This window comes from Nitrospira sp. MA-1 (genome assembly GCA_032139905.1).
Lineage (GTDB): Bacteria > Nitrospirota > Nitrospiria > Nitrospirales > UBA8639 > Nitrospira_E.
In genome coordinates, this window is sequence record JAQJDB010000006.1 from 736,327 (window position 1) to 757,878 (window position 21,552).

Annotated in this window: 15 protein-coding genes and 1 pseudogene; 12 read left to right on the plus strand and 4 right to left on the minus strand. The window is 44.5% G+C overall.

Annotated elements, in window-relative coordinates:
* The first annotated feature begins 52 nt into the window (after window positions 1-52).
* Window positions 53-1,354, plus strand: coding sequence for a right-handed parallel beta-helix repeat-containing protein (locus PJI16_10675; GenBank protein MDT3778022.1), 1,302 nt, complete (start codon window positions 53-55; stop codon window positions 1,352-1,354).
* Window positions 1,355-1,857: 503 nt separating this feature from the next.
* Here the strand turns inward: PJI16_10675 and PJI16_10680 are convergent.
* Complete coding sequence (locus tag PJI16_10680; GenBank protein MDT3778023.1) at window positions 1,858-2,199, minus strand: hypothetical protein; 342 nt, start codon at window positions 2,197-2,199, stop codon at window positions 1,858-1,860.
* A 146-nt stretch (window positions 2,200-2,345) separates the two neighbouring features.
* Between PJI16_10680 and PJI16_10685 the strand changes: the two genes are divergently transcribed.
* The 6 genes and pseudogenes from PJI16_10685 (at window position 2,346) to wecB (ending at window position 11,898) form a co-directional block, all read left to right on the plus strand.
* Window positions 2,346-3,353 (plus strand): glycosyltransferase, encoded by a 1,008-nt coding sequence (locus PJI16_10685; GenBank protein MDT3778024.1) that lies wholly within the window; start codon window positions 2,346-2,348, stop codon window positions 3,351-3,353.
* 434 nt (window positions 3,354-3,787) lie between these two features.
* Window positions 3,788-4,899 (plus strand): annotated as a pseudogene (locus PJI16_10690) (IS3 family transposase).
* 237 nt (window positions 4,900-5,136) lie between these two features.
* Window positions 5,137-6,189 (plus strand): right-handed parallel beta-helix repeat-containing protein, encoded by a 1,053-nt coding sequence (locus PJI16_10695; GenBank protein MDT3778025.1) that lies wholly within the window; start codon window positions 5,137-5,139, stop codon window positions 6,187-6,189.
* 1,114 nt (window positions 6,190-7,303) lie between these two features.
* Window positions 7,304-8,701, plus strand: coding sequence for a hypothetical protein (locus PJI16_10700; GenBank protein MDT3778026.1), 1,398 nt, complete (start codon window positions 7,304-7,306; stop codon window positions 8,699-8,701).
* A 692-nt stretch (window positions 8,702-9,393) separates the two neighbouring features.
* Window positions 9,394-10,542, plus strand: coding sequence for a glycosyltransferase family 4 protein (locus PJI16_10705; protein ID MDT3778027.1), 1,149 nt, complete (start codon window positions 9,394-9,396; stop codon window positions 10,540-10,542).
* A 264-nt stretch (window positions 10,543-10,806) separates the two neighbouring features.
* On the plus strand, window positions 10,807-11,898 hold the full coding sequence (gene wecB, locus PJI16_10710) for a UDP-N-acetylglucosamine 2-epimerase (non-hydrolyzing) (protein ID MDT3778028.1): 1,092 nt from the start codon (window positions 10,807-10,809) through the stop codon (window positions 11,896-11,898).
* A 458-nt stretch (window positions 11,899-12,356) separates the two neighbouring features.
* Here the strand turns inward: wecB and PJI16_10715 are convergent, their stop codons facing one another.
* A complete protein-coding gene (locus PJI16_10715; GenBank protein ID MDT3778029.1) occupies window positions 12,357-13,550 on the minus strand; it encodes a glycosyltransferase family 4 protein in 1,194 nt (397 codons plus the stop codon).
* 426 nt (window positions 13,551-13,976) lie between these two features.
* Here PJI16_10715 and PJI16_10720 point away from each other — a divergent pair, with 426 nt between their 5' ends.
* Window positions 13,977-15,095 carry an NAD-dependent epimerase/dehydratase family protein gene (locus PJI16_10720; protein MDT3778030.1) on the plus strand — a complete coding sequence of 373 codons (1,119 nt, stop codon included), beginning with the start codon at window positions 13,977-13,979 and terminating at the stop codon, window positions 15,093-15,095.
* Entirely contained in the window at window positions 15,076-16,083 is a 1,008-nt protein-coding gene (locus PJI16_10725) for a glycosyltransferase family 4 protein (GenBank protein ID MDT3778031.1), read from the plus strand. The genes PJI16_10720 and PJI16_10725 overlap by 20 nt, the downstream gene beginning before the upstream one ends.
* A gap of 569 nt (window positions 16,084-16,652) precedes the next feature.
* Here the strand turns inward: PJI16_10725 and PJI16_10730 are convergent.
* Together PJI16_10730 and PJI16_10735 are read right to left on the minus strand one after the other, a co-directional pair.
* Complete coding sequence (locus PJI16_10730; GenBank protein ID MDT3778032.1) at window positions 16,653-16,898, minus strand: hypothetical protein; 246 nt, start codon at window positions 16,896-16,898, stop codon at window positions 16,653-16,655.
* 131 nt (window positions 16,899-17,029) lie between these two features.
* Window positions 17,030-17,179: a hypothetical protein gene (locus PJI16_10735; protein ID MDT3778033.1), complete on the minus strand. Its 150-nt coding sequence runs from the start codon at window positions 17,177-17,179 to the stop codon at window positions 17,030-17,032.
* 209 nt (window positions 17,180-17,388) lie between these two features.
* Between PJI16_10735 and PJI16_10740 the strand changes: the two genes are divergently transcribed.
* From PJI16_10740 to PJI16_10750, 3 genes are all read left to right on the plus strand, one after another.
* On the plus strand, window positions 17,389-17,607 hold the full coding sequence (locus PJI16_10740; GenBank protein MDT3778034.1) for a DegT/DnrJ/EryC1/StrS family aminotransferase: 219 nt from the start codon (window positions 17,389-17,391) through the stop codon (window positions 17,605-17,607).
* Window positions 17,608-17,776: 169 nt separating this feature from the next.
* Complete coding sequence (locus tag PJI16_10745; protein ID MDT3778035.1) at window positions 17,777-20,317, plus strand: polysaccharide biosynthesis protein; 2,541 nt, start codon at window positions 17,777-17,779, stop codon at window positions 20,315-20,317.
* Between the two features lie 479 nt (window positions 20,318-20,796).
* On the plus strand, window positions 20,797-21,426 hold the full coding sequence (locus PJI16_10750; protein MDT3778036.1) for a polysaccharide export protein: 630 nt from the start codon (window positions 20,797-20,799) through the stop codon (window positions 21,424-21,426).
* Window positions 21,427-21,552: the final 126 nt, after the last annotated feature.

Consider the following 21,552-nt stretch of genomic DNA (forward strand, 5'->3'; position numbering starts at 1 on the left):
TCTTCATTAGGAAGAATGCGAACTCTTTAACTATTGAATCTGGAGAAGAGAAATGGAATATTTGAATGGTCACCGAAGAGTCATAAATTTTTTTCTCTCCTATATATTTGTTTTAAGTGGGATTTTTGGCCTTGCCGGATTAAGCGAAGCTATTGCCAAAGAATATTTTGTGGCAGCGAGTAATGGAAATGACAAAAACAACGGCACTAATGAGGCGCCATTTCTTACGCTCGAGAAGGGAGTGAGTGTCCTATCGCCAGGGGATACTCTCAATGTCAGAGGAGGAACATATCAAAGAAATCAACAGCTGTGGAGTCCACCCAGCGGGATTTCTTGGGGAAGCCCGATCACTATAAGGGCTTATCAAAAAGAAAAAGTAGTCATTAAACCGCTTCCAGGATATACCGTCTTTGAGTTTAGAAATAATAGTCAATACATTATCATGGATGGATTTATTATGGATGCGACCGACGGACATGATGGCATTCGTATGGGTACAAATGGTCATCATATACGCATCTCTAATAGTGAGATCAAAAATGCACCACATCAAGGTATAATGACCAGTAACGGGTCTTTCCATGAATTTCTCAGGTTGAGGATTCACCATAACGGAATAACATCAAATACTCCCGGCCAGTCTCACGGTATATATATGCCGGGTTCCAATAATCTTATTGAGGGTTGTGAAATTTTTAATAATGGTACGCGGGGTGTGCAGATATATAGTACGGCCTATACGCCGAGTAGCAACATTGTGAGAAATAATCGCATTTATAATAATGGAGTTGCAGGTGCATCAGGGCATGGCATTGTAATGTGGAAGGGAAAGAATAACCAGGCATATAATAACCTTGTTTGGGGAAATCTGCATGATGGGATCAATACTCAACATGGGGTTGGAGCAAGGATATATAATAATACTCTATATGAGAATGGGGCGTATGGGATAGCGTTATTGGATAAAAGTGATAAGTCATTAGTCAAGAACAATTTGGTTTACCAAAAAAATGGAAATGCTGGTTTGTATATAGCTAACGGTAGTGGCGCGTCTGTAATTGAAAACAATCTTGTCATTGCACCTGATCCGATAAAGCAAATGGATAAGAGCGCAATATTAGGGGAGAATTTTCTTGGCATGAGTTATGATCCGAAATTTCAGGACGTAGACAAATATGACTTCCATCTTACCAAAGGAAGCTTTGCCATAGGGAGGGGGCTAGTTATTCAAGAAGTTGAAACCGATTTCGACGGAGCCATAAGGAGTTTTGGTTTGCCATTTGATATTGGTGCGTATGCTTTTGGTGCAGCATTAGCACCACCAACTAATCTTTCAATAATTTCGAAAAACTAGTATAACTCAAAAAAGAAGTTAGTAAGGTTCCTGGTGCTGGCTTCCTAGGAATTAAGAGAAAAAACGCCAAAAAAAATTGCTTCTTGCTCATATCCATTGGCCAGTGTCATGCTAGGGTTCCTGGATCGGGGACTTGTCCAAAATGTTTGACCGGAGATTAATGAGAACCATTTCACGCTTGGTGGGTTGAGATTTCCCAAAAAACTATTCCTTGCAACCTGGAAATGCGATGCCTTCTCCAGCTCGGGTTGACTCCCGAGTTCTGCAAACTCGTGAGGCGTGAAATTTCCGAAGTGACTTATGCCGCCGAGGCCATTTTAATCGATTGGCTACGCTGCAATATTCTATCAAGCCTCCTGAAGGGAGAGAAGCACATTGTTCTTAAGGCATTCGTCCAGTAAGCGTCCGTTGAACTTCCCATTCACACTATTATTCATGGGTTAATCTGGCGGTATGAAATCGAGTGTGACCCTATGCGAATGGGCCCAGACATCCAATCTCTTCTATGCTAATTCTGTCCCATTATCCACCTTTTTTATTTTCGGATATCCACCTCGTTTCCCCACATGTTCCAAAGACGCGCTGACCTTAGTCCTCGTTAGAGTGAAATCGACCCCATTTAATGAACGGTGCCGACTTCGGTTACCCACCACGGTGTCCGTGCGTACTCGCCGCCCATTCAGCAGTAATGTGTCGGTCAGAAAATCCATGCTCCACCGTTCCTTGACCTGGCTAGGGAAGCGTTTCGTGACCTGCAGATGACTCGTTCGTTTTCCACGGTGCGTGAGTCGTACGATCAGACCTTCCTTCCTAAAGGGATGATGGACATGATTCCGGGGGAGCATTACACCCCAGCCTTCCCCAGTCGCAGCAGGAAATGGAGCAACATTGTACAGAAAAATTTCTCTATTACCTTAAATTCTCAAGGGAAACCACATTTCTTAATCTCAGATTGAAATCTGCAGATAGAACATTAAAAGGTTTATAGGCTATGGACCAATCTAAAAACTTACGAGTTCTAGCGGTGACCAATCTCTTTCCTTCTCAGAAATTTCCTGCTTCCGGTACCTTTGTTGAGCAACAGGTCAAAGGACTCAGGCAAGTGGGTATTAATGTTGAAGTACTCTTTGTAAATCGTGCTGAGGGAGGTATGAAGGAATATATAAATTTGGGGGAAGGGATTCGCACTCGATGTGAAGAGTTTCGTCCTGATATCGTTCACTCCATGTATGGGGGAGTCATGGCAAATGTAATGACTCGTGTTGTTCGTGACAGACCTACAGTTGTTTCATTTTGTGGTTCGGATCTACTTGGGGAACTTTTGTCTGGGTCTGTAAGGAAGATAATTTCTCGTATCGGTGTCAGGGCCTCTTGGAGAGCTGCAAGACGGGCCTCAGGGGTCATAGTCAAATCTAGAAATCTTTTGGATTCCTTACCCAAAGATATTAATCGATCTAAGATTAGAATCATTCCTAATGGTATCGATCTGACACGATTTAAACCTCTTGGTCAAAGTGAAAGCCGAGAGCAACTTGGCTGGAATGATAATTGTTTTCACGTCCTCTTTCCTACTAACCAAGGTGATCCTCGTAAGCGTTTCAACTTGGCGAAAGCTGCTGTGGAAATTCTTAACAATTCATCCAAAAATTTGGTTGAAATACATCAGCTTCGTGGTGTTCCCCATGAATTGGTTCCCATATGGCTCAATGCCAGTGATGTCGTCCTTCTTACTTCATTGCATGAGGGATCTCCCAATATTATTAAGGAGGCTCTCGCGTGCGATGTCCCGGTTGTTTCTGTAGATGTAGGTGATGTCAGAGAGCGTATAAAGGAAATCGACGGGTGCTACATTGCGTTGGCAGATCCTGTGGACTTGGCCGAAAAACTGCAGTTGGTTCAGGCTGGCATGCAGAGAATATCGGGGCGACTTGGCATGCAAGAACTTTCCCTGGAACAAGTTGCAATTCGTATAGGGAATTTTTACGAAGAACTATTGTAATTTTCATGTTTTCATCCTGTGGTTCGAGCACTACAGGTGCAAGTTTCGGCGATATATCTTTATTTTCTCCTGTCGGGTCCCTTTGTTTGCTCGTCTCCTGGATATCGGACACCGAATTAGGAATCATATATTTATTCGAAATGAGGTGTTATATGAAAAAAGGCCAGGTTGACATCCTAGCCATTTAAGCAAAAAAGCGTTTGTGTTGGGGGGTATTTGAAAATAGTGTCTATAGGAAGGTTGAAAATACGTGGATCCTTGAAATGAAATGGTTTCGGGAGATATTCACATTCAACCACAAAGCAGATGTCACGCTGAAGAAGTGTCCCAAACCGGCGGAGAAAGATCCTGGCGAGCGTGATGCCTGTGTAAGCCTTTCCATAACCTGGAAAGGCGAAAAGTAGAGCTTTTGGCATTCTGCACCCAGGAGGTTCCTGAAAACCAGTCGATTCAGCGAAACGCAAAGTGTCGCGATCTTGAACAAGGCGATGGCGGCATCAAAGTCAAAGACCTCTGTCGGGAGCATGGGAGCAGTGAGTGGTGCGACCTACTACAACTGAAAAGCGAAGTATGGAGGGCTGGAAGCATCAGATCTCAAGCGCCGCAAGGAAATCGAGAGTGAACTGGCGAAACTCAAATGCATATCCCGATCTTGCCTTAGAGAATCGGGCTCTCAAGGATCTGCTCAAAAAATGCTCTAACGTCGCCTGAGAAACGGGCGGCGGTGCAGACCATGAAAGAAGTCCATGGCGGCTCAGTGGTGCGGAGTTGTGCTGCAGTGGGACTGGCTCGGGCGGCGTACGATCGAGCCCCAATCGATAGGGAGATTCGTGATGCGCCGGTCATTGAAGCGTTCAACGAATGAGTTGAGGCCCATCCTCGCTGGGGTGTGTGGAAATAGATCAAACGTTTGCAGGCCCTCGGACAGCTCTGGAAGCACATGCGGATTTATCGGGTCTCTCGTCAATTGGGCCTCAATCATCTGCGCCGAACGACACGCCGACTACCCGCTCGGCCTTCTATTCCCGTCTTTGTGCCCGAAGGCCCGAACGAGGTGTGGTCGGCCGATTTCATGAGCGATGCCCTCTATCACGGCACCCGCTTTCGCACCTTCAATCTTCTCGACGACTTCAATCGGGAAGTGTTGGCCATTAAGGTTGATACCTCCCTCAGAGCGGAGCGGATCATTCGAGTCCGGGATCGACTCAAGGCGAATCGGGAGTTACCGCACATGATCCGAGTCGATCACGGCCAAGAATTTCTCTCGCAGCAGCTTCACGAGTGGGGCAAGAACAACCGAGTGCTGATCTATATCCAGTCGGGTCGTCCCACCCAGAAGGCCTTTATTGAACGATTTCATCGGACGTATCGCCATGAGGTCTTAGACTTCTATCTCTTCCGCAGTTGGCAACAGGTGCGGGAGCTGACGGCTCAATGGCTAACGATCTACAACGAGCAGCGCCCTCATGATTCCCTACAGGACAGTACACCTTGCACGTATACACGATCACTGCCCAGAAACTCTATTTATAAACTGGCTCCATGACGGGGAAGCTTACACCTTGACCATGTTGAATCGAGCTGGGGCACTGTAGCTGTTGGACCAAGCCGTAAACCGAAGTGACTAAATGGGAGTTGTAGAAAAATAATGTATTTTTATTCTGTAACATGCTGGGGAGATCTTTTCAATAATCTTTAAAAGGACCGCAGACTCCAGAATTTTGGACGATTTTGTCGATTTGCCTGGATAACAGAGTCAGGAATGTGAATCCTGGAGGAAAAAATGAAACGATGGAATGAATTTCCAAAAATTTATTTTGTCTATGCTTTGCTTTTGAGTGGAATTTTTGGCCTTGCAGGAATAAGCGAAGCTAATGCCAAAGAATATTTTGTGGCAGCTAACAATGGAAAAGATGAAAATAACGGTACCAAAAAGGCTCCCTTTCTTACGCTCGAGAAGGGAGTGAGAAGTCTTTCCCCTGGGGATATTCTCTATGTCAGAGGAGGAACATATCAAAGAAATGAACAATTGTGGAGCCCGCCGAGTGGCACATCCTGGACACACGCCATTATGGTTAAGGCCTATCAGAAAGAAAAAGTAATTATCAAACCGTTGCCCAGTAAAAATTTCCCTGGCAATTCTGTTTTTTATTTTAAGGATAAAAGTCAATATATCATCATGGAAGGTTTGGTGTTGGACGGGACAAATGGTGCGTTCGGGTATGTCATGGGAACTGGCAGTCATCATATTCGGATAAGAAATGGCGAAATTAAAAATACCCCAAATAGCGCGATTCAAGGTAGTGGGGCTGACTTTATTGAGATCATCAATCTTAAGATTCATGACAGTTGGCTAGGGATCGAAGGATATGCCGGGCGCACGAGGTCCTACGGGTTTTACCTGAATGGGAGCTACAATCTTGTTCAAGATTGCGAGATTTACAACAACCATGGAAATGGCATTCATATTTTTAGTACGAGTTTTACACCTAGCCACAATCGCATTATTAATAATCGCATCTATAACAATGGTAGAGCTGGGGTTATTGTGACCACAGGAACTAACAACCAAGTCATCAATAATGTAATCTGGGGTAACGAAGTGGGGGTACACGTTGATTATCGGGCAACCAACACGGCCATATACCACAATGCCATTTATGGGAGCGAGAAATATGAAATCCGACTTGGAGTCGATAGTGATAAGTCATTTGTGAGAAATAACATACTCTTTGGGAAGAGTTCCAAGGCTGCAATTTTGATAGCCAATGGCACTAGCGCATCCAAAATCGAAAATAATCTTATTTTAGAGATTTCAATGAACCCAAGCTATTAATTAAAACTCGTGGATGGGTCCGCAATTGCTAATGGCAATCTAGGAGGTTCTTAAAGATATAGTTTAAACAAATTAGAAAATTTTTATTTCCATATAACCGAGGCTAATTCGGCGATTGGTGCCGGATTAGTACTAGCCAATGTGAAGGCCGATATGGATTGGGTTTCATAAATTCAACTACTGGTTAAGAATTAGGGGCATATCAATTTAATGAAGGCGTCCTTTCTCTGAAAAATCCAATTTCTCTGTGAATCGGGAATAAATAGCAAAAGGTGAATTGGAGATTCTGACACTTTTGGGTATGGATGTATTCTTGCTCGCTTATTTGCCGACTTCGAAATCGAAGCAACTATGCAAAATGACGTGACCGTCTATTTTCAAATTCTATGACCATAAAGGTCGGTTTAATGCGGAGAAACCGGCAAATGCCCAATATCCTTTCATCTGGAGATCCCAAGGTAAGTAGACAATGTACCTGGTCCAAAAGAATACCGATGAAATTGTCGGAAATCCGGCACGAACTTCTGGGTGCTTTCAACTTATTAATCACGAGAAGAATTGTTACCCAAGAGGAAACAGATTTTATCCAAATTTATGGATCCCCGAAAGAAAATTAAAGACCCTGCTTTGATGTTGATTATCGTTTGAAGCGATTTGGCATGTCCGTGAGGGCAGGGCATCAAGAGCACGCAATAATACCACTGTCTGGATCAATGCAGAATATAGTGGTTATATGAGAATGCTTTGACTTCTCCAATTCCACTCAGACTGTGGGATAGGTTAATTGACTGAATCTCGCAATTGGTACAGGAAGTGGGGAAAAGTTCAGGCGGAGGTACCAGGAAGTATGTCTTAACTCTGTTCTCCTTTTTTTCATGGCTTTCGCGCCAGAATTCGATTGCAGGGGATCTGCAGGAAACTCCACAACCTGTTTTCCATTAGTCCGTGTGATACAACGGCGTACCTGGGGTTATCGGAATAAAGAGTTAATACGGCTTAAGATTCTTACAACCTTCTCGTATAAGAAATGAACAAACTTCACCCATAAGAGAATCTGCTTTGAACCTGTTTTCGCATAACAATCTCATTGTGAAAATCAAGAAGTAGCCATTTTATGAAAGAAAAATTACTACAAATTTATCATCGTCTTCCTACTCCAGTTCGTTCAGTCGCGGCTAGTCTGCATGGATATTATTTACGCTCATGGCGTTACGGTCCGGAAACCGATCAATTGGTTTCTGAAGCCTTAGAACGAGAAAATTGGAGTTCGGAGACTTGGAAGGTATTCCGGGAAGAGAGATTAGCTTTTCTGTTACATCGGGCTGCCACACAGGTGCCCTATTATCGCGAATATTGGACGGAGCGTCGCCGTAAGGGGGATCGGGCTTCGTGGGAATATCTTGAAAGTTGGCCAATTTTGCAAAAAAAGGCTTTAAGGGAGAATGCTTCAGCATTTGTCGCCGATGACTGCAAAATTCAGAATATGTATCGTCTCCACACCAGCGGTACATCGGGTACTCCACTTAGCATATGGTGGAGTCTTAAGACTGCACGTGCCTGGCACGCTTTATTTGAAGCGCGTTGGCGCAATTGGTATGGAGTATCCCGACATGATCGATGGGCAATTTTAGGCGGCCAAGCAGTTGTGCCCCCTAATACATCTAAGCCACCATTTTGGGTATGGAATGCTCCAATGAACCAGTTGTATATGTCTGCAAATCACATAAGTTCCAAAGCAGCTCCAGCCTATATGGATGCTCTGCGTAACTATAAAATAACGCATATGATAGTCTATCCATCTTCAGCTTCAGTATTAGCCCGGGAAGCTTACGGACAGAAATTACTGACTCAGGGAATTAAAGTGATTATTACAAATGCCGAACCCCTTCTGCCTTGGCAACGCGATTGTATAGGGCAAGGATTTGGGAGTGTGGTGCGAGAAACTTATGGGATGGCCGAGATTGTAGCTGCGGCATCTGAATGTCAGGATGGAAAATTGCACTCTTGGCCTGAAGTGGGATGGCTTGAATGCTTGAGTGATGAAATGAACGAGCCCGCGCTATCAGGTTCCTCTGGTCGGCTAATTTGCACTGGATTGCTGAACACAGATATGCCTTTAATTCGATATGAGGTTGGTGACCGTATGAGCTCCATTACCGAACATGCATCGTGCAAATGTGGGCGTACGCTTCCGATCTTATCCGGCATCGAGGGTAGGACTAATGACATGTTAATTGCGTCGGATGGACGACGAGTCTTTTGGGTCAACCCGGTTTTTTATGGCCTCCCTGTGCAAGAGGCGCAAATTATCCAAGAAAGTTTGGACCGTATGTGTGTAAAATATGTACCGGCATCCACCTTTACAGTTGAAACTGAGCGTGCCATTATCGGACGCCTACAGGAGAGAGTGGGGCAGGTAAAAATAACCATGGAGCAAGTGAGTAATATACCTCGTGGAGCAAATGGAAAATTTCGTGCCGTGGTTTGTAATCTGCCTAGCGAAAACTTATAGTTGCATTGAACAAATGCCAGTTGCATCTTAACAAATTATTTCGGGTACATTCTAAATGGGGAATTTTCAGTCTGTTAGAGTTAAGTTGAAGATATTCAGATAACGATACACCCCCAAAGTTAAAAGCTAAGAAAGTTCTACTGACAGCCTAAAAAATCCGGTACCATTTTCCGTTGCTGCCGGGATCAATCGGGAATTTTCTCGGTAAGGGTGACGAATCTCTTTGGATGAAATACGAGCAGCCTGCCAATACTTTCCAATTGGCCTTCAACCGAGATTGCTCCAGAGAAAGATTCCGTGGATTTTTTTTAATCATACCCCTCAAAAGCAATGTTCGTTCCGTGGACCGCACAGCGAAGATTACTGCCGATCCGATACTTTATGGGCACAATAAATTATTGGCAAAAAGGGAGTCGGGCTCATATTGAAATCTGATAAAAGTAAAATATTGTGTCTAGGGTGAAGGTTAATGAAGTTAGCAGACCATACAAAGACTAGAGGACACAGACCCAGGATAGGTTGAACTTTTTGAAAATTGTCACGGGTGTAAACCCGTGGCGGTTATTTTTTTCCTAACATAAACAAAGTTTCCAGGCGCTTCGTTAAAAAAACATTATATGCGGCTTGCTGTTTTCACTAGTCAGTTTCCAGGGCGGGTTAATACGTTTTTTGCCCGGGACATGCGACCCCTTTTGGAGGCTGGTATCGAAATTGATGTGTTTCCAATCTATCCTCTTGATCCATTGCTGTGGAAGTTTGTTCCCGACATTCTTGGAGAGGAGTTTTTGCCTCGGAACAGGATTCATCACCTTAATCTTCCTTACGACCTTCGATTGACTATTTTCACCTCGTTCCTTAAATTCCGGACGTTTCTAAATGATACCTTTCGGATTACTGCCTCAGGTCTCAAATTCGGTGTCACCCCCGTATCAAAAAGTGCTTACGTATTTCTGAAAGCACTTGCTTGGGTTCATCAGCGCTCTGATGAATACGATCATGTTCTGGGATATTGGGGGAATTATGCAGCAACCTGCGCGTATGTCTTCCATCGATTGATGAACCGGCGGGTACCATTCTCCATTTTTCTCCATGCCGGGACCGATCTTTACCGCACGCCGGTGTTTATGAGACAAAAGCTGCTTTATGCAGCCAATATCATTACCTGTACAGAATTTAATCGCAAATTCCTAAACGACCATTATTCAGACATCTTCTCCCTGATTTCAGAGAAAATTTTTGTGCACCTTCATGGTCTGGACCTTAAAGCACTCACCTTTGACCCGACGAACAGGCCAAAGAGCAAAATTCTGGCAGTCGGCAATTTTGCAAAAAACAAGGGCTTTGACTTTCTATTACGTGCAGCCTGTGAGCTAAAACATGAGGGGATAGTTGCTGAATTGGAACTAGTGGGTGATGGTGCAGAGATGGAAAATTTGAAGTTGCTGGCAAAAGAATTGGGCATTTCTGAGCAAGTAAGCTTCTCTGGTTGGATAAAACCTGATGATGTTCAGAATGCCATGAGGAAAGCGACCATTCTCGTTCATCCTTCAACCGGTTTGGGAGATGGGGTTCCCAATGTCATCAAAGAGGCTATGGCTGTTGGAACGCCCGTTATTGCTTCGAGTGTGGCCGGCATTCCCGGCATGTTGGATAATGGGCGGTGTGGTATTTTGGTGCCTCCGCAAAATGTCGCAGAGCTTGCCAAGGCAATAAAGTCCTTACTTGCGGATCAGTCATTACGGCTTCAATTTGCTGATGCGGCACGTGGGCATACAGAAAAACATTTCGACCTTTGGAAAAATGGGCAACGGTTGGCTGACCGCCTTCTTTCGACTACCTAGCTCTGAAATTTAATACCTGTCCATTGGCCATAGCTGCATATTTATCTATTTTAGTACACATAGTGCCGAAGGGGCTAATATTGTGCGGGATGATCAAACTGAAACTAAAGTAAAGCAGAAAATACTTCTAGTTAAGTAAATGGCACTCAAGCTTTGCATACCCATCTCCACAAAAATTATGGCGAAATTAGATGTCCCGTGGCTGAACAAAATTTTAGCTACTGCTATTGATGCCAGATTCATTAACTACCTGGAAACCAGTCTATGAGTAAAATTTGTACGGTTGTTGGGGCACGCCCCAATTTTATGAAAATGGCGCCTGTTATTCTTGAATTTAAACGGCGCGAGTTGCCGCAGTTTTGTGTGCATACGGGGCAACATTATGATTCGCAAATGTCCACAATTTTTTTTGATGAATTAGGTATGCCCAAGCCTGATGCTTTTTTGGGCGTTGGATCGTGTTCGCATGCGGAACAGACTGCACGTATAATGACCTCTTTTGAGAAACTCTGCCTGGAGCAAAAGTTTACTTTGGTTATTGTCGCGGGTGATGTCAATTCGACACTCGCCTGTGCACTCGTTGCCGCCAAACTTCATATTCCGGTTGCCCATGTGGAATCTGGATTGCGTTCCTTTGACCGTTCAATGCCAGAGGAAATTAATCGGATTGTGACCGATCATCTTTCCTCCATACTTTTTACCACCGAGCCCAGTGGAAATGACAATTTGCACAACGAAGGAGTTTTTGTAGGTCAGACTCATTTTGTTGGCAATACGATGATTGATAGTTTGAAGGCTCACTTGGATAAGGCTTTGGCTGGGAAACCTTGGCAGAAATTGGATATTGAGCCTCATTCCTATGGTTTGGTGACCCTGCATCGTCCTGCTAATGTCGACGACCTTCCCACTCTTTCCCAGATTGTTTTGGCTCTGAAAGAAATTTCCGGCGAACTTCCACTTTTATTTCCCGTACACCCTCGTACTCGTGCAGGGCTGGAGCAAATATTATCTGATTGGGCTCCTATTAGAATCATCGAACCGTTAGGATATTTAGACTTTTTGGCGTTAATGGCCAAAGCTAAACTGGTTCTTACCGATTCAGGCGGGATTCAAGAAGAAACGACTATTTTAAAAGTTCCTTGTGTAACCATACGCCCCAACACTGAGCGTCCCATCACAGTAGAAGCCGGAACCAATAGACTTGCAGGAGTCACCAAGGAAGGCATTGTTGCAGCCGCCAAAGCCGCTCTTTCACAGAAATCTTTAAATAAAAACCCACCAGCTCTTTGGGATGGGCAGGCGGCCAGCAGGATAGTTGATGTCATTGAAAAATTTTGTGCGAAAACACACAAGTAAGCTGGTTTTATTGAATGTTTTTTAGGGTGTAATACCCTTGCATCCGTTGATAAATTTTTCTGATGAATGTTTCAGGTGCTCTTGATTAGGAGCTGGTTCTTCAGGAGATTGGATGGGTTCCCAATTCCTTTAAATTTCTGTTTAGAAATCGAATGGTAGTGTAATTTGTGGCAGGAGATAATTTAAAAATTGAGATGGCTACATTTTTGACAGTCATTTCGGGTTCGAAGTTCTGAGATGTATTCCCTTCATTTGCAAATGGACACCATTATACCTCCAGCTTCTTTTTGAAATATTGTCCGCGAAAAAAATGACCCTACCAAATATCAGGCCCATTAATCTTCTCTCTTTTTTACCTCAATCCAAGCATACCTGAGTTTAGGAAGTACTATAATTTGGTCCACCTACTTCCAAGTTTCAGGCCATGTCCATAGAGGGGTGTTTCTGAAAAACGTGGCTCAGTTTTCATGTGCCACTTTTTTTAGGATGTCAAGCATCCTATCCGCAAGATAATTCTTGTCAAAATATTTCTTAGCTACCTGTCTGGCCCGTTTACCCATTTCCTGCGAGAGATGCGGATTATCTTTCATGAAAATCAATTTGTCCGCAAGCTCTTTAGGGTCATGGGCATTTACCGTAAACCCTATTTCATGGTCGTTAAGGAAATCTTTAATCCAACCCTGTGTCGTCTGAATTACTGGCACGCCGGCGGCCATCGATTCAAATAATTTATTGGGTGAGGAGGTGTCGAATACCGGTAAGGGTTTTAAAGGAACAACTGAAGCCAATGCATGCTGAACATAACGCACCAGAGTGGATTTCGGCATAAGATTCAGTGATAAAACATTGATTAATCGCTCTTTGCTAACACGCTCTATCAATGCTTTTTTCAACTGTCCTTCTCCAATAAACACCACCTGGATGTCACTCCTGCCCTGCTGCAATAAAATTGAGGCTGCATCCAGCAAGTATCCAGGATGATTCACTTCACCGATGTTGCCAAAATATATCGCATAGCTGCCTGCTTGAAGACCCGCAGGGGGAGGAAAGGTATTTGAAAACAACTCAATATTGGCAGCATTTGTAACGCTTTCCACCCGGCACGACGGAAATCTTGCCTGGATGTCCTGCTGTATCCCAGGGGAAAGTCCGATGATTGTGTGTGAACTTTTGTAACAGAGTTTTTCTAAAGCATATAAGAGTTTAATTACGATGGGATTTTTCAGTAGGCCCATTTTCACAGCCCCCTCAGGCCATAGGTCACGTGCTTCAAAGACCAGTTTTCTCCCCCGCATCCGCGCCACTAGTCCGGGAATTCCCACTGTAATGGGGCCCGAAGAAGCAATCACTACATCGGCTCTAAGGGTGAGTGCATACCATGTGGAAATCATGGCATATTGAGCAAATGTCCAGATTCTCTTTAGGACAGACTGTTGGTTATCAATCAGCACGTTGATTACTTTCACGTGGATTCCGTCAATAAGCTGATCAGAAATCCGTGTATTTGAATGAAGATCAGACTTGGAGTAAATGGAGGTGACAACCGTTACGTGATGTCCTTGCTCTGCCCAGCGTTTGGTAAATTCATAGACACGCGTACCCCACGTGCCTTCTGATGTAGAGAAATATTGGTAGAAATAGACGATATTCATAGGCAGTGCAAATGTGTATTCTAAACCTAACTTTTGCCTATGTAAATTTTAAGCCTCTTCCAATAGGAAATGAGTCTGAACGTCTGGCGAGTTTTCAACAGAAAGTGAGTCTGAAGCGGGATGAGTTTCGAGCCTGACCGGAGGATGAAAACCATCATGACAGAGGTGTCCTCGTTTCCTGACCAAGTCCCGGCCACCCGATAAATGGATCGCACTTTCTTCGGCAATGTGGCACTCTCCAACTGTGGGCGCCACTCATTCATGACTTCGTTCCGAAGCCACTCCCGCATTTTCTGAACTTTCTGCGGCCTTGCTTCTTGCCAGAGATCTGGGCAGACATGAAGGAAGGAATGTAATAACTATCGCGATGAGACGATACTGGCGTCCTGGGTAAATCTTAATTCACCCCCGCAGGGGACTGCGGCATTGAAACCTGGAATGGTCTTTGCCATACTTGATGCGATCGCCCATCAGGTCAATACCAACAATGCGGCGGACCTCTCTATATGCCCCTTAAGCAAATATTCACTAAGATTCATTGCCGCATTCAAAATGTCGACCAACTTATCCGTACCCGATCCAGAGTTCAGACTTGGTAATGGATTGGGAAATACTTTATTTTCTAGCAGAATGACCCGAATCTTACTCACAGGTGCTTCGGGGTTTCTTGGCAAGCAATTGGTTGAAAAGCTGAAGGCAGATTTTGAATTGCTTACGATTGGAAGATCGAAAGGAAATGATATAGCGTTTGATTTTAGTTCTGGAATATACAGGGGTTTGGGGTCATTGGATTGTATTATTCACGCTGCCGGTCTTGCCCACAAAATTCCTTCATCACAATCGGAACAAGATGAATTTTTTAGGGTAAATCTTGGTATAACTGATAATTTACTGAAAAGCCTTCTTCATGAAAGGACATTGCCGAAGTCATTTTTGTTTATAAGTTCGGTTTCAGTTTATGGATTGATGAGGGGTGAAAATATCTCCGAGGACCATCCATTGCAGGCGAATGATCCCTATGGAAAAAGTAAAGTTGAGGCAGAATATTTATTGCGGCAATGGTGTGAGGTTCATGGTGTTGCACTTACAATTTTACGGTTGCCGCTTTTGGCGGGCGCATTTCCACCAGGAAACCTGGGTGCCATGATAAATGCCATGAAAAATGGTCGCTATTTCAGTATTGATGGGGGAAAAGCTAGAAAGAGCATAGTGATGGCTTCCGATGTAGCTAAGATTATCCCAACAGCAATAGATTTTCCTGGTGTTTATCATTTGACGGATGGTCACCATCCGTCATTTTTTGATCTTGAGGGTGTCATATCTGGGCAGCTCGGTGTTAGTAGGCCGAGAAATATTCCAGCCTTTGCCGCCCGTTGTATTGGTTTTTGCGGAAAGTTAGTGGATATCATTACTCCTGGGAGATCGCCAATTACCCCCAGGAAAGTTGAAAAAATAATTTCAACGCTTACATTCAATGATCAAAAGGCCCGGCAAGTGCTAGGTTGGAATCCCAGTCGAGTGATTGATGCTTTTAGAATATCCTAAAGGCATTTTTCTAATCGCAACACTAATTGCACTTATTGTTGCAAACCACCTTTATTTTAAATTAGCCCTTCATGCAGGAATTGTTGATGTACCAAATCAACGCAGTTCACACCTTTTGCCAACCATACGGGGCGGGGGAGTTGTTTTTGTCGTAGCTCTCCTGTTTTGGTTTTCTCTTAATGCCAAGCTCTATCCATGGTTTATTGCTGCAGTGTTGCTAATTGCTATCGTTAGTTTTGCTGATGATGTTCGGAGCTTGTCTGCATCCGTCCGTTTTTTTGTGCACCTGATCAGCATTATTTTGCTTGGAATTCAGGTTGAGCTGTTTGCCCAGCCGCTATGGATTTTTTTTCCGGTTATTATCGTTGGTATTGGAGCCATAAATTCCTTTAATTTTATGGACGGCATCAATGGTATTACGGGAATATATGGTCTGGTTAACCTCTTGACCTTTTTCTATATTAATCAAGAAATTATTCATTTCATAGATGACAGTCTTCCACTGTATATCTTGATGAGTATTTTGGTATTTCTTTTTTATAATTTCCGAAGACGTGCTGTGTGCTTTGCCGGTGATGTTGGAAGTATAACCCTGGCATTCATTCAGGTTTTTTTGTTAGTGAAGTTGATCATTGAAACGCAACAATTCTCTTGGATTTTTTTGTTTTTGGTGTTTGGTGTTGACTCGGTAGTGACTATTTTGTATCGGTTGAGAAAGGGTGAAAATATATTTAAACCACACCGGTCACATTTATACCAATATCTTTCGAATGAAATGGGGAAATCACACCTGATTATTTCCAGTGTTTATGGACTATTGCAGTTGGTAGTTAATGCTATATTAATCCTTTTTCTTCCTTATAGTTCCGTTGGGCTAGTAGTATTATTTGCCACAATTTTTGTGGTTTTGTATGTTGTAGTTCGTGAACAGGTTTTATCTAGATTGGGTATAAAAGGGTTTGTGGGAGATTCCAAGTTGTTTGTGTAAGCGGCGGTGAGCTGTCACCGTTCTTGGGTTATTTTCCATATATAGGTCCTTCGAGTGTTGGTAGCTCCTCTCTTTTTAACCCAGTTGAAGAGAGGAGAGAGCGGATTTTCTGACTGGTGACCGACCCCGGTAATACAGGCCGCTGGGCAGTTGAGAATTTTGCCTTCGACATGTTCGATTAAGGATGATCATGCTGGGGTCTCAAACTGACATAAGGGCACCTCAAAAAATCTGAAGGTCGCCTTATTTGTCATTGGGTAAGCGAACCCATTATGGAAACGGTCCTACGGGGGGAAAGGATGCGAGCGGTCTCCTGACATCTGGGTTCCGGCCCATGGTTCCCCCTTGGCTCATTGATTAAAGCAATTGCCCTTGGGCCGGAAGAGTGAACAGAAGAAATCGGTGAAAATTATACGCCAGATTCCGGAGCCCAATTTTGGCCCGAGCCTGGACAAACCCGATTGTGGGAAGCACCTTGCCCTCCATCGGCGTGACATGATGGCCAAAGTTATGTTCGACGCGGGCTCAAACGCGCGGCCGACGCCAACTGGTCTGATGTTGAGCCGCCATCAGAAGGGTATCCGATACCCTTTATACTGAACCCGAGAGCGCAGCTTTCGCCGTTTCAGTTTGGCTTCGATCGCCTGAAAACGATAGACCGCATCTGCCCAGACGTCACAGCCAGCGGTCTTAGCCAGCAAAACCTCGTCGAGGGCTTGACTGTCATGTATCGCCGCGTTGGTGACGGTATCGCGCCGAATGAGTTTATACTTCCAAGCAATATTGGGATGTTTGTTGTATGTGAAGCCCAGCAACGGATCACTTGATGGATGCGATGGGACAACGAGGTGCGGCCCTCTCAAGCGTCAGAGGGCCAGAGTTCTTGTCAATGTAGGCAGAAAAAGGTTAACAGGTGGCTTGATTTCTGTGGAGTATTACATTAACCTCAATAGTTTCCAGGGGTTGCAACTAGTCCAGCCACTTCCGCATTAAGGGCATGGGCGAGAAGTTGTTGGGCTCCACTCTGAATCAAGTCCATCAGTGCATCGTTTCTTCCTCGCTCTTGTTTCTCTGGTTTGCTACGCTCCTTCAACATGGCGTTTCTCATTCGTGGTGGTCGTCTTCCAACACCCATGGCCACCCGAGAGGCTGGGACTTTTCAATTCAAGTCAAACACTACTTTCGGGTTTAGCTCGGATTACGATTCACCCTGTGATGGAGAACGTTGAGTACAGCTGATATCCTTCCATTATTACATTTAGGCCTAGGAATATTATAGTTCGGATAGAACCAAATTATAGATTTTTGAATAAACAGGGCATCGGAACCAGTGTGCATTTTATCCTCTTGCATCTTCACCCCTATTATAGGGATAATTACCGGTATCTCCCCAAAGATTTCTCTGTGGCTAGTTCCGTATTTGAACGAATTATTTCTCTTCCCATTTATCCCAAAATGCCAGAAGGTCATATCCAATATGTCATTGAGGTTGTCGCAACCCTTATCAAATCGCACTGGCGATAAGTAATCGAGGCATTGAGACTCAGATTCTTGAAGCTTTCTAGTGGATACATGGTCTGTTCCCCCCCTCCTTGTGGTGGTAGCTCTCCTTTTCTATCTAATTGGAAAATGATAGAGATCAAAATTTACATTCCATTCAAGTGGGTTCAATGTTCATTCAGGAGTACCGGTGATGACTAAGCGTGTTGTTGACACTCTTGGTGCGTTTTTTGGCTTAGTGGTGTGTATGCCCCTCTTTGTCCTGCTCGCCTTCCTTATTAAAGTGAACTCTCGCGGGCCTGTGTTGTCCTGTCAGGAGCGCGTGGGACGAGGGTTTCGGCCATTTTGTCTGTATAAATTTCGCACGATTGAGCAGGACGTCTCTGCAAAGGGAGGGGAGCTGACCATTGGCGAAGATCCTCGTGTGACCAGCATAGGAAAGTATTTGCGCCAGTTGAAGCTTGACGAGCTTCCGCAGCTGTTCAATGTTTTGATAGGGGATATGAGTCTGGTAGGCCCACGTCCGGAGGTGGCCTATTATGTTGAAAAGTTTAAAGAGGACTATCACGATGTTTTGACGGTCCGGCCTGGTTTAACGGACCTGGCTTCTCTGAAATACATCGATGAAAAGAGCGTGCTCGGAAAAGTCGAGAAACCCGAAGACGAGTATACGAATAGGATCCTGCCGGAAAAAATCCGCTTAGCAAAGCTATATATTGAACATGCTTCTTTTGCTTTTGACCTTGCCGTCATTGCCCAGACGCTATTGCAACTTCTGGGTTTACGGAGTGTAATTTTAAAGGTTACCGATCGTGACAATCATGATGAAGTGGCTTTTCTTGAGGGGTCGGTGGTTTTCCAGCTTATTACCAAATACCGGCGTCCCATTATCATAACGCTGGATCTGGGCCTGATTGTGTTGGCCAATTATCTGGCGTTCTGGTTGAGATTTGACGGCCATCTTCCCCAAGACGCCACGCAACTTTTGCTCAAGACTTTGCCAGGTCTGCTTGTAATTCGTGGGATTGCCTTTGGGGTTTTTCGCCTGAATGAAGGGCTGTGGCGGTATATTAGTATCTGGGATTTAAAAAAAATTACGGGTGGGGTATTGGCTGGGACCGTGGTGTTCTATGGCTTCGTCAATTGGGGGCTTGGTATTCCCGGCTATCCCCGGTCCATTTTTATCATTGATAGTATCCTTTTAGTCGGATTTCTTTGTGGGATCCGGCTTGCTGTCCGAATCTTTCGGGAGCGAAAGGTTTTGAGAAAAACGAAACGTGTTCTCATTATTGGGGCTGGTGATGCCGGTGAAAACATCGTTCGGGAGATGCAATCACATTCCACCTCATCCTATACGCCCATTGGATTTGTGGACGATGATGTCTCCAAATTGAGCAAGCGCATCCATGGAGTAAAAGTTCTGGGAACACGCCAGGATCTATCACGCATTCTTCACACGCACTTACCGGAGGAAGTCTTAGTGGCCTTGCCTGGGACGAATTCAGCCGTTCTTCGCGACATAACGGCACTTTTGGCGCCATTTAACGTGCGTATCAAGACCCTCCCGAACTTGGGTGATATCCTGGAAGGCAAAGTCACGATCAATCAGATACGGGATCTCGCGATTGAGGATCTGCTTCAGCGTCCCCCTGTGGGGTTGGACCCCCAGCCCGTTCGCAATTTAATTGATGGGAAGCGAGTATTGGTGACTGGGGCGGGCGGGTCTATTGGTTCTGAGCTCTGCCGCCAAATTATCGCGCTAGGGCCTAAGACCCTCATCCTATATGAACGACACGAGAACAGTTTATACGCGATTGCGGGGGAGCTGACGGATCAAGGCCATGCCGGTGTGATTCATGAAGTGCTGGGAGATATCACGGATGTTCCACGTCTCCACGAGACATTCAAGACGTACCGTCCCGAGATCATATTCCATGCGGCGGCCCACAAGCATGTGCCGTTAATGGAAGCGAATCCCGGAGAAGCTTTTAAGAATAATGTCTTGGGCACACGTTTAGTGGCCGAAGCGGCCGCACACTTTGGTGTCGAGCATTTTGTCTTGATTTCAACAGATAAGGCTGTCAATCCATCCAGTGTCATGGGGGCGACCAAACGGGTGGCGGAATTGGTTGTCCAGGCCATGGCGAGTCAGAATCAGAGTCAAACGCGATTCCTGACCGTTCGCTTTGGTAATGTTTTGGGCAGTAATGGAAGTGTCGTGCCGCGCTTCCAAAAACAGATAAAGGCTGGGGGACCAGTCACGGTCACACATCCTGAGGTTCGGCGCTATTTCATGCTGATTCCTGAAGCGGTGATCTTAGTATTGCAGGCTGCTGCCCTTGGGGAGCAAGGCGCTATTTATGTCCTCGAGATGGGCGGACAAATCAAACTTGTGGATCTCGCGCGTAACCTCATTCGACTCTCTGGCCATGTGCCTGAAAAAAATATTCCCATCCAGTTTATCGGTCTTCGACCTGGAGAAAAGCTCGAAGAAGAATTGGTCGGGGAATGTGAGCGAGCTGTGCCTTCATCAATTGATAAGATCCTCAGGATTCAATCAATCCAGTCCCTTGATCAGGCATTCCTGACAAATATTCTGAGCAAGTTGGAGGATGTACAGATATTGGGCCATTCTCCCTCGGTGATTGAGCTCCTTCAGCAGTTGGTCCCGACTTTTCATCGTCCTGAAATTTTGGAACTGGCAGCAATGAGTGAGGAATATCAAATTCACTGATAAGATTGCCTAGCTAAAACCCGCGAGTTTGACGGATAGTGGGTGACAATAGGTTGATTCTCGATTCTGCTTGAAAGCCCATAGGATCCAAATTTCCTGTTATTCTTAATTTTCAGTTTGATTTATCCGAGAGGGCATAAAGCCTTAAGTTTGCTTGATCTTGATAAAAATTGTTTTTATAAGTTAATGTTTTTAGTTAGGGTAAAAAGTTGTGAAGAGATTACCCTTGTCTACAAGGGTCAGTTGCTGTGGTAAGTAAATTTACCTTCGTTAATAGCGGTAAAAAATGAAATATCGTTTAGAAACATATGCTTAAGTGAGTCGAGAAGGCTTTTTTAAATTTTTCCCCTGGTCGGATGGTGTTAATTGGGGTATCTAGAGAGGGTTTGCTACTAATGAAGGAACTTAAGAGGATGAGAATTCTATTTGTTGTGGCTACGTTTATTCTCCTGTGTGGCTGTAATTCAGGGTGGAAGGGAATGAAAACCGTTGATGCTTCGAATTTGGAACCAAATGGTTACCCTGCTCTTTCTGGAAAAACAAAAGTTGATCCTCCATCTTTAGTTCCTGGGCAAGAGCATGAAAGAATCAATATCGATGATCCACGTTATATAATCCAACCTGGGGACCAATTAAGCGTAAAATTCTTTTTTAATCCGGAATTAAATGAAGAGGATTTAGTTGTGCGCCCTGATGGGCATATTTCCCTCCAATTGGTTCATGAAGTTAAGGCCGCAGATTTGACCCCCATTCAGCTTAAAAGCATTTTGGAGGAAAAATATGTTGGACAACTGAAAAATCCGGAGATTGCCGTCATTGTTCGTTCAGTCCGGGAGCCTTATAGAATCTATGTCGATGGGGAAGTCAAAACACCGGGAGAATATGAAATGGTCGGATCACTAAGTGTGTTGCAAGCAATTGCGCGTGCCGGGGGTATGAAGGAGGATACGGCTAAGAAAGGCGACGTGAAAGTAATACGTGAGGATCAAGATGGTCAGAGATTTGTTATTAATGTGGATTTGGACAGGGCTCTCAATGGAGGGGATTTGAGTCAGGATATTCGACTACTCCCGTCTGATATGGTCTATGTGCCAAGGTCATTTTGGTAGGTCAATGGGTTTGCCTGTGTAAGTAAGAATGTTGCCTGCATTTCCAGGCTCAATCCTTTTCTATATTACCAATGGAGATTAATGCCATTAAGAGAGATTTGTTTTGAAAAGGAATGAAAGGAATAC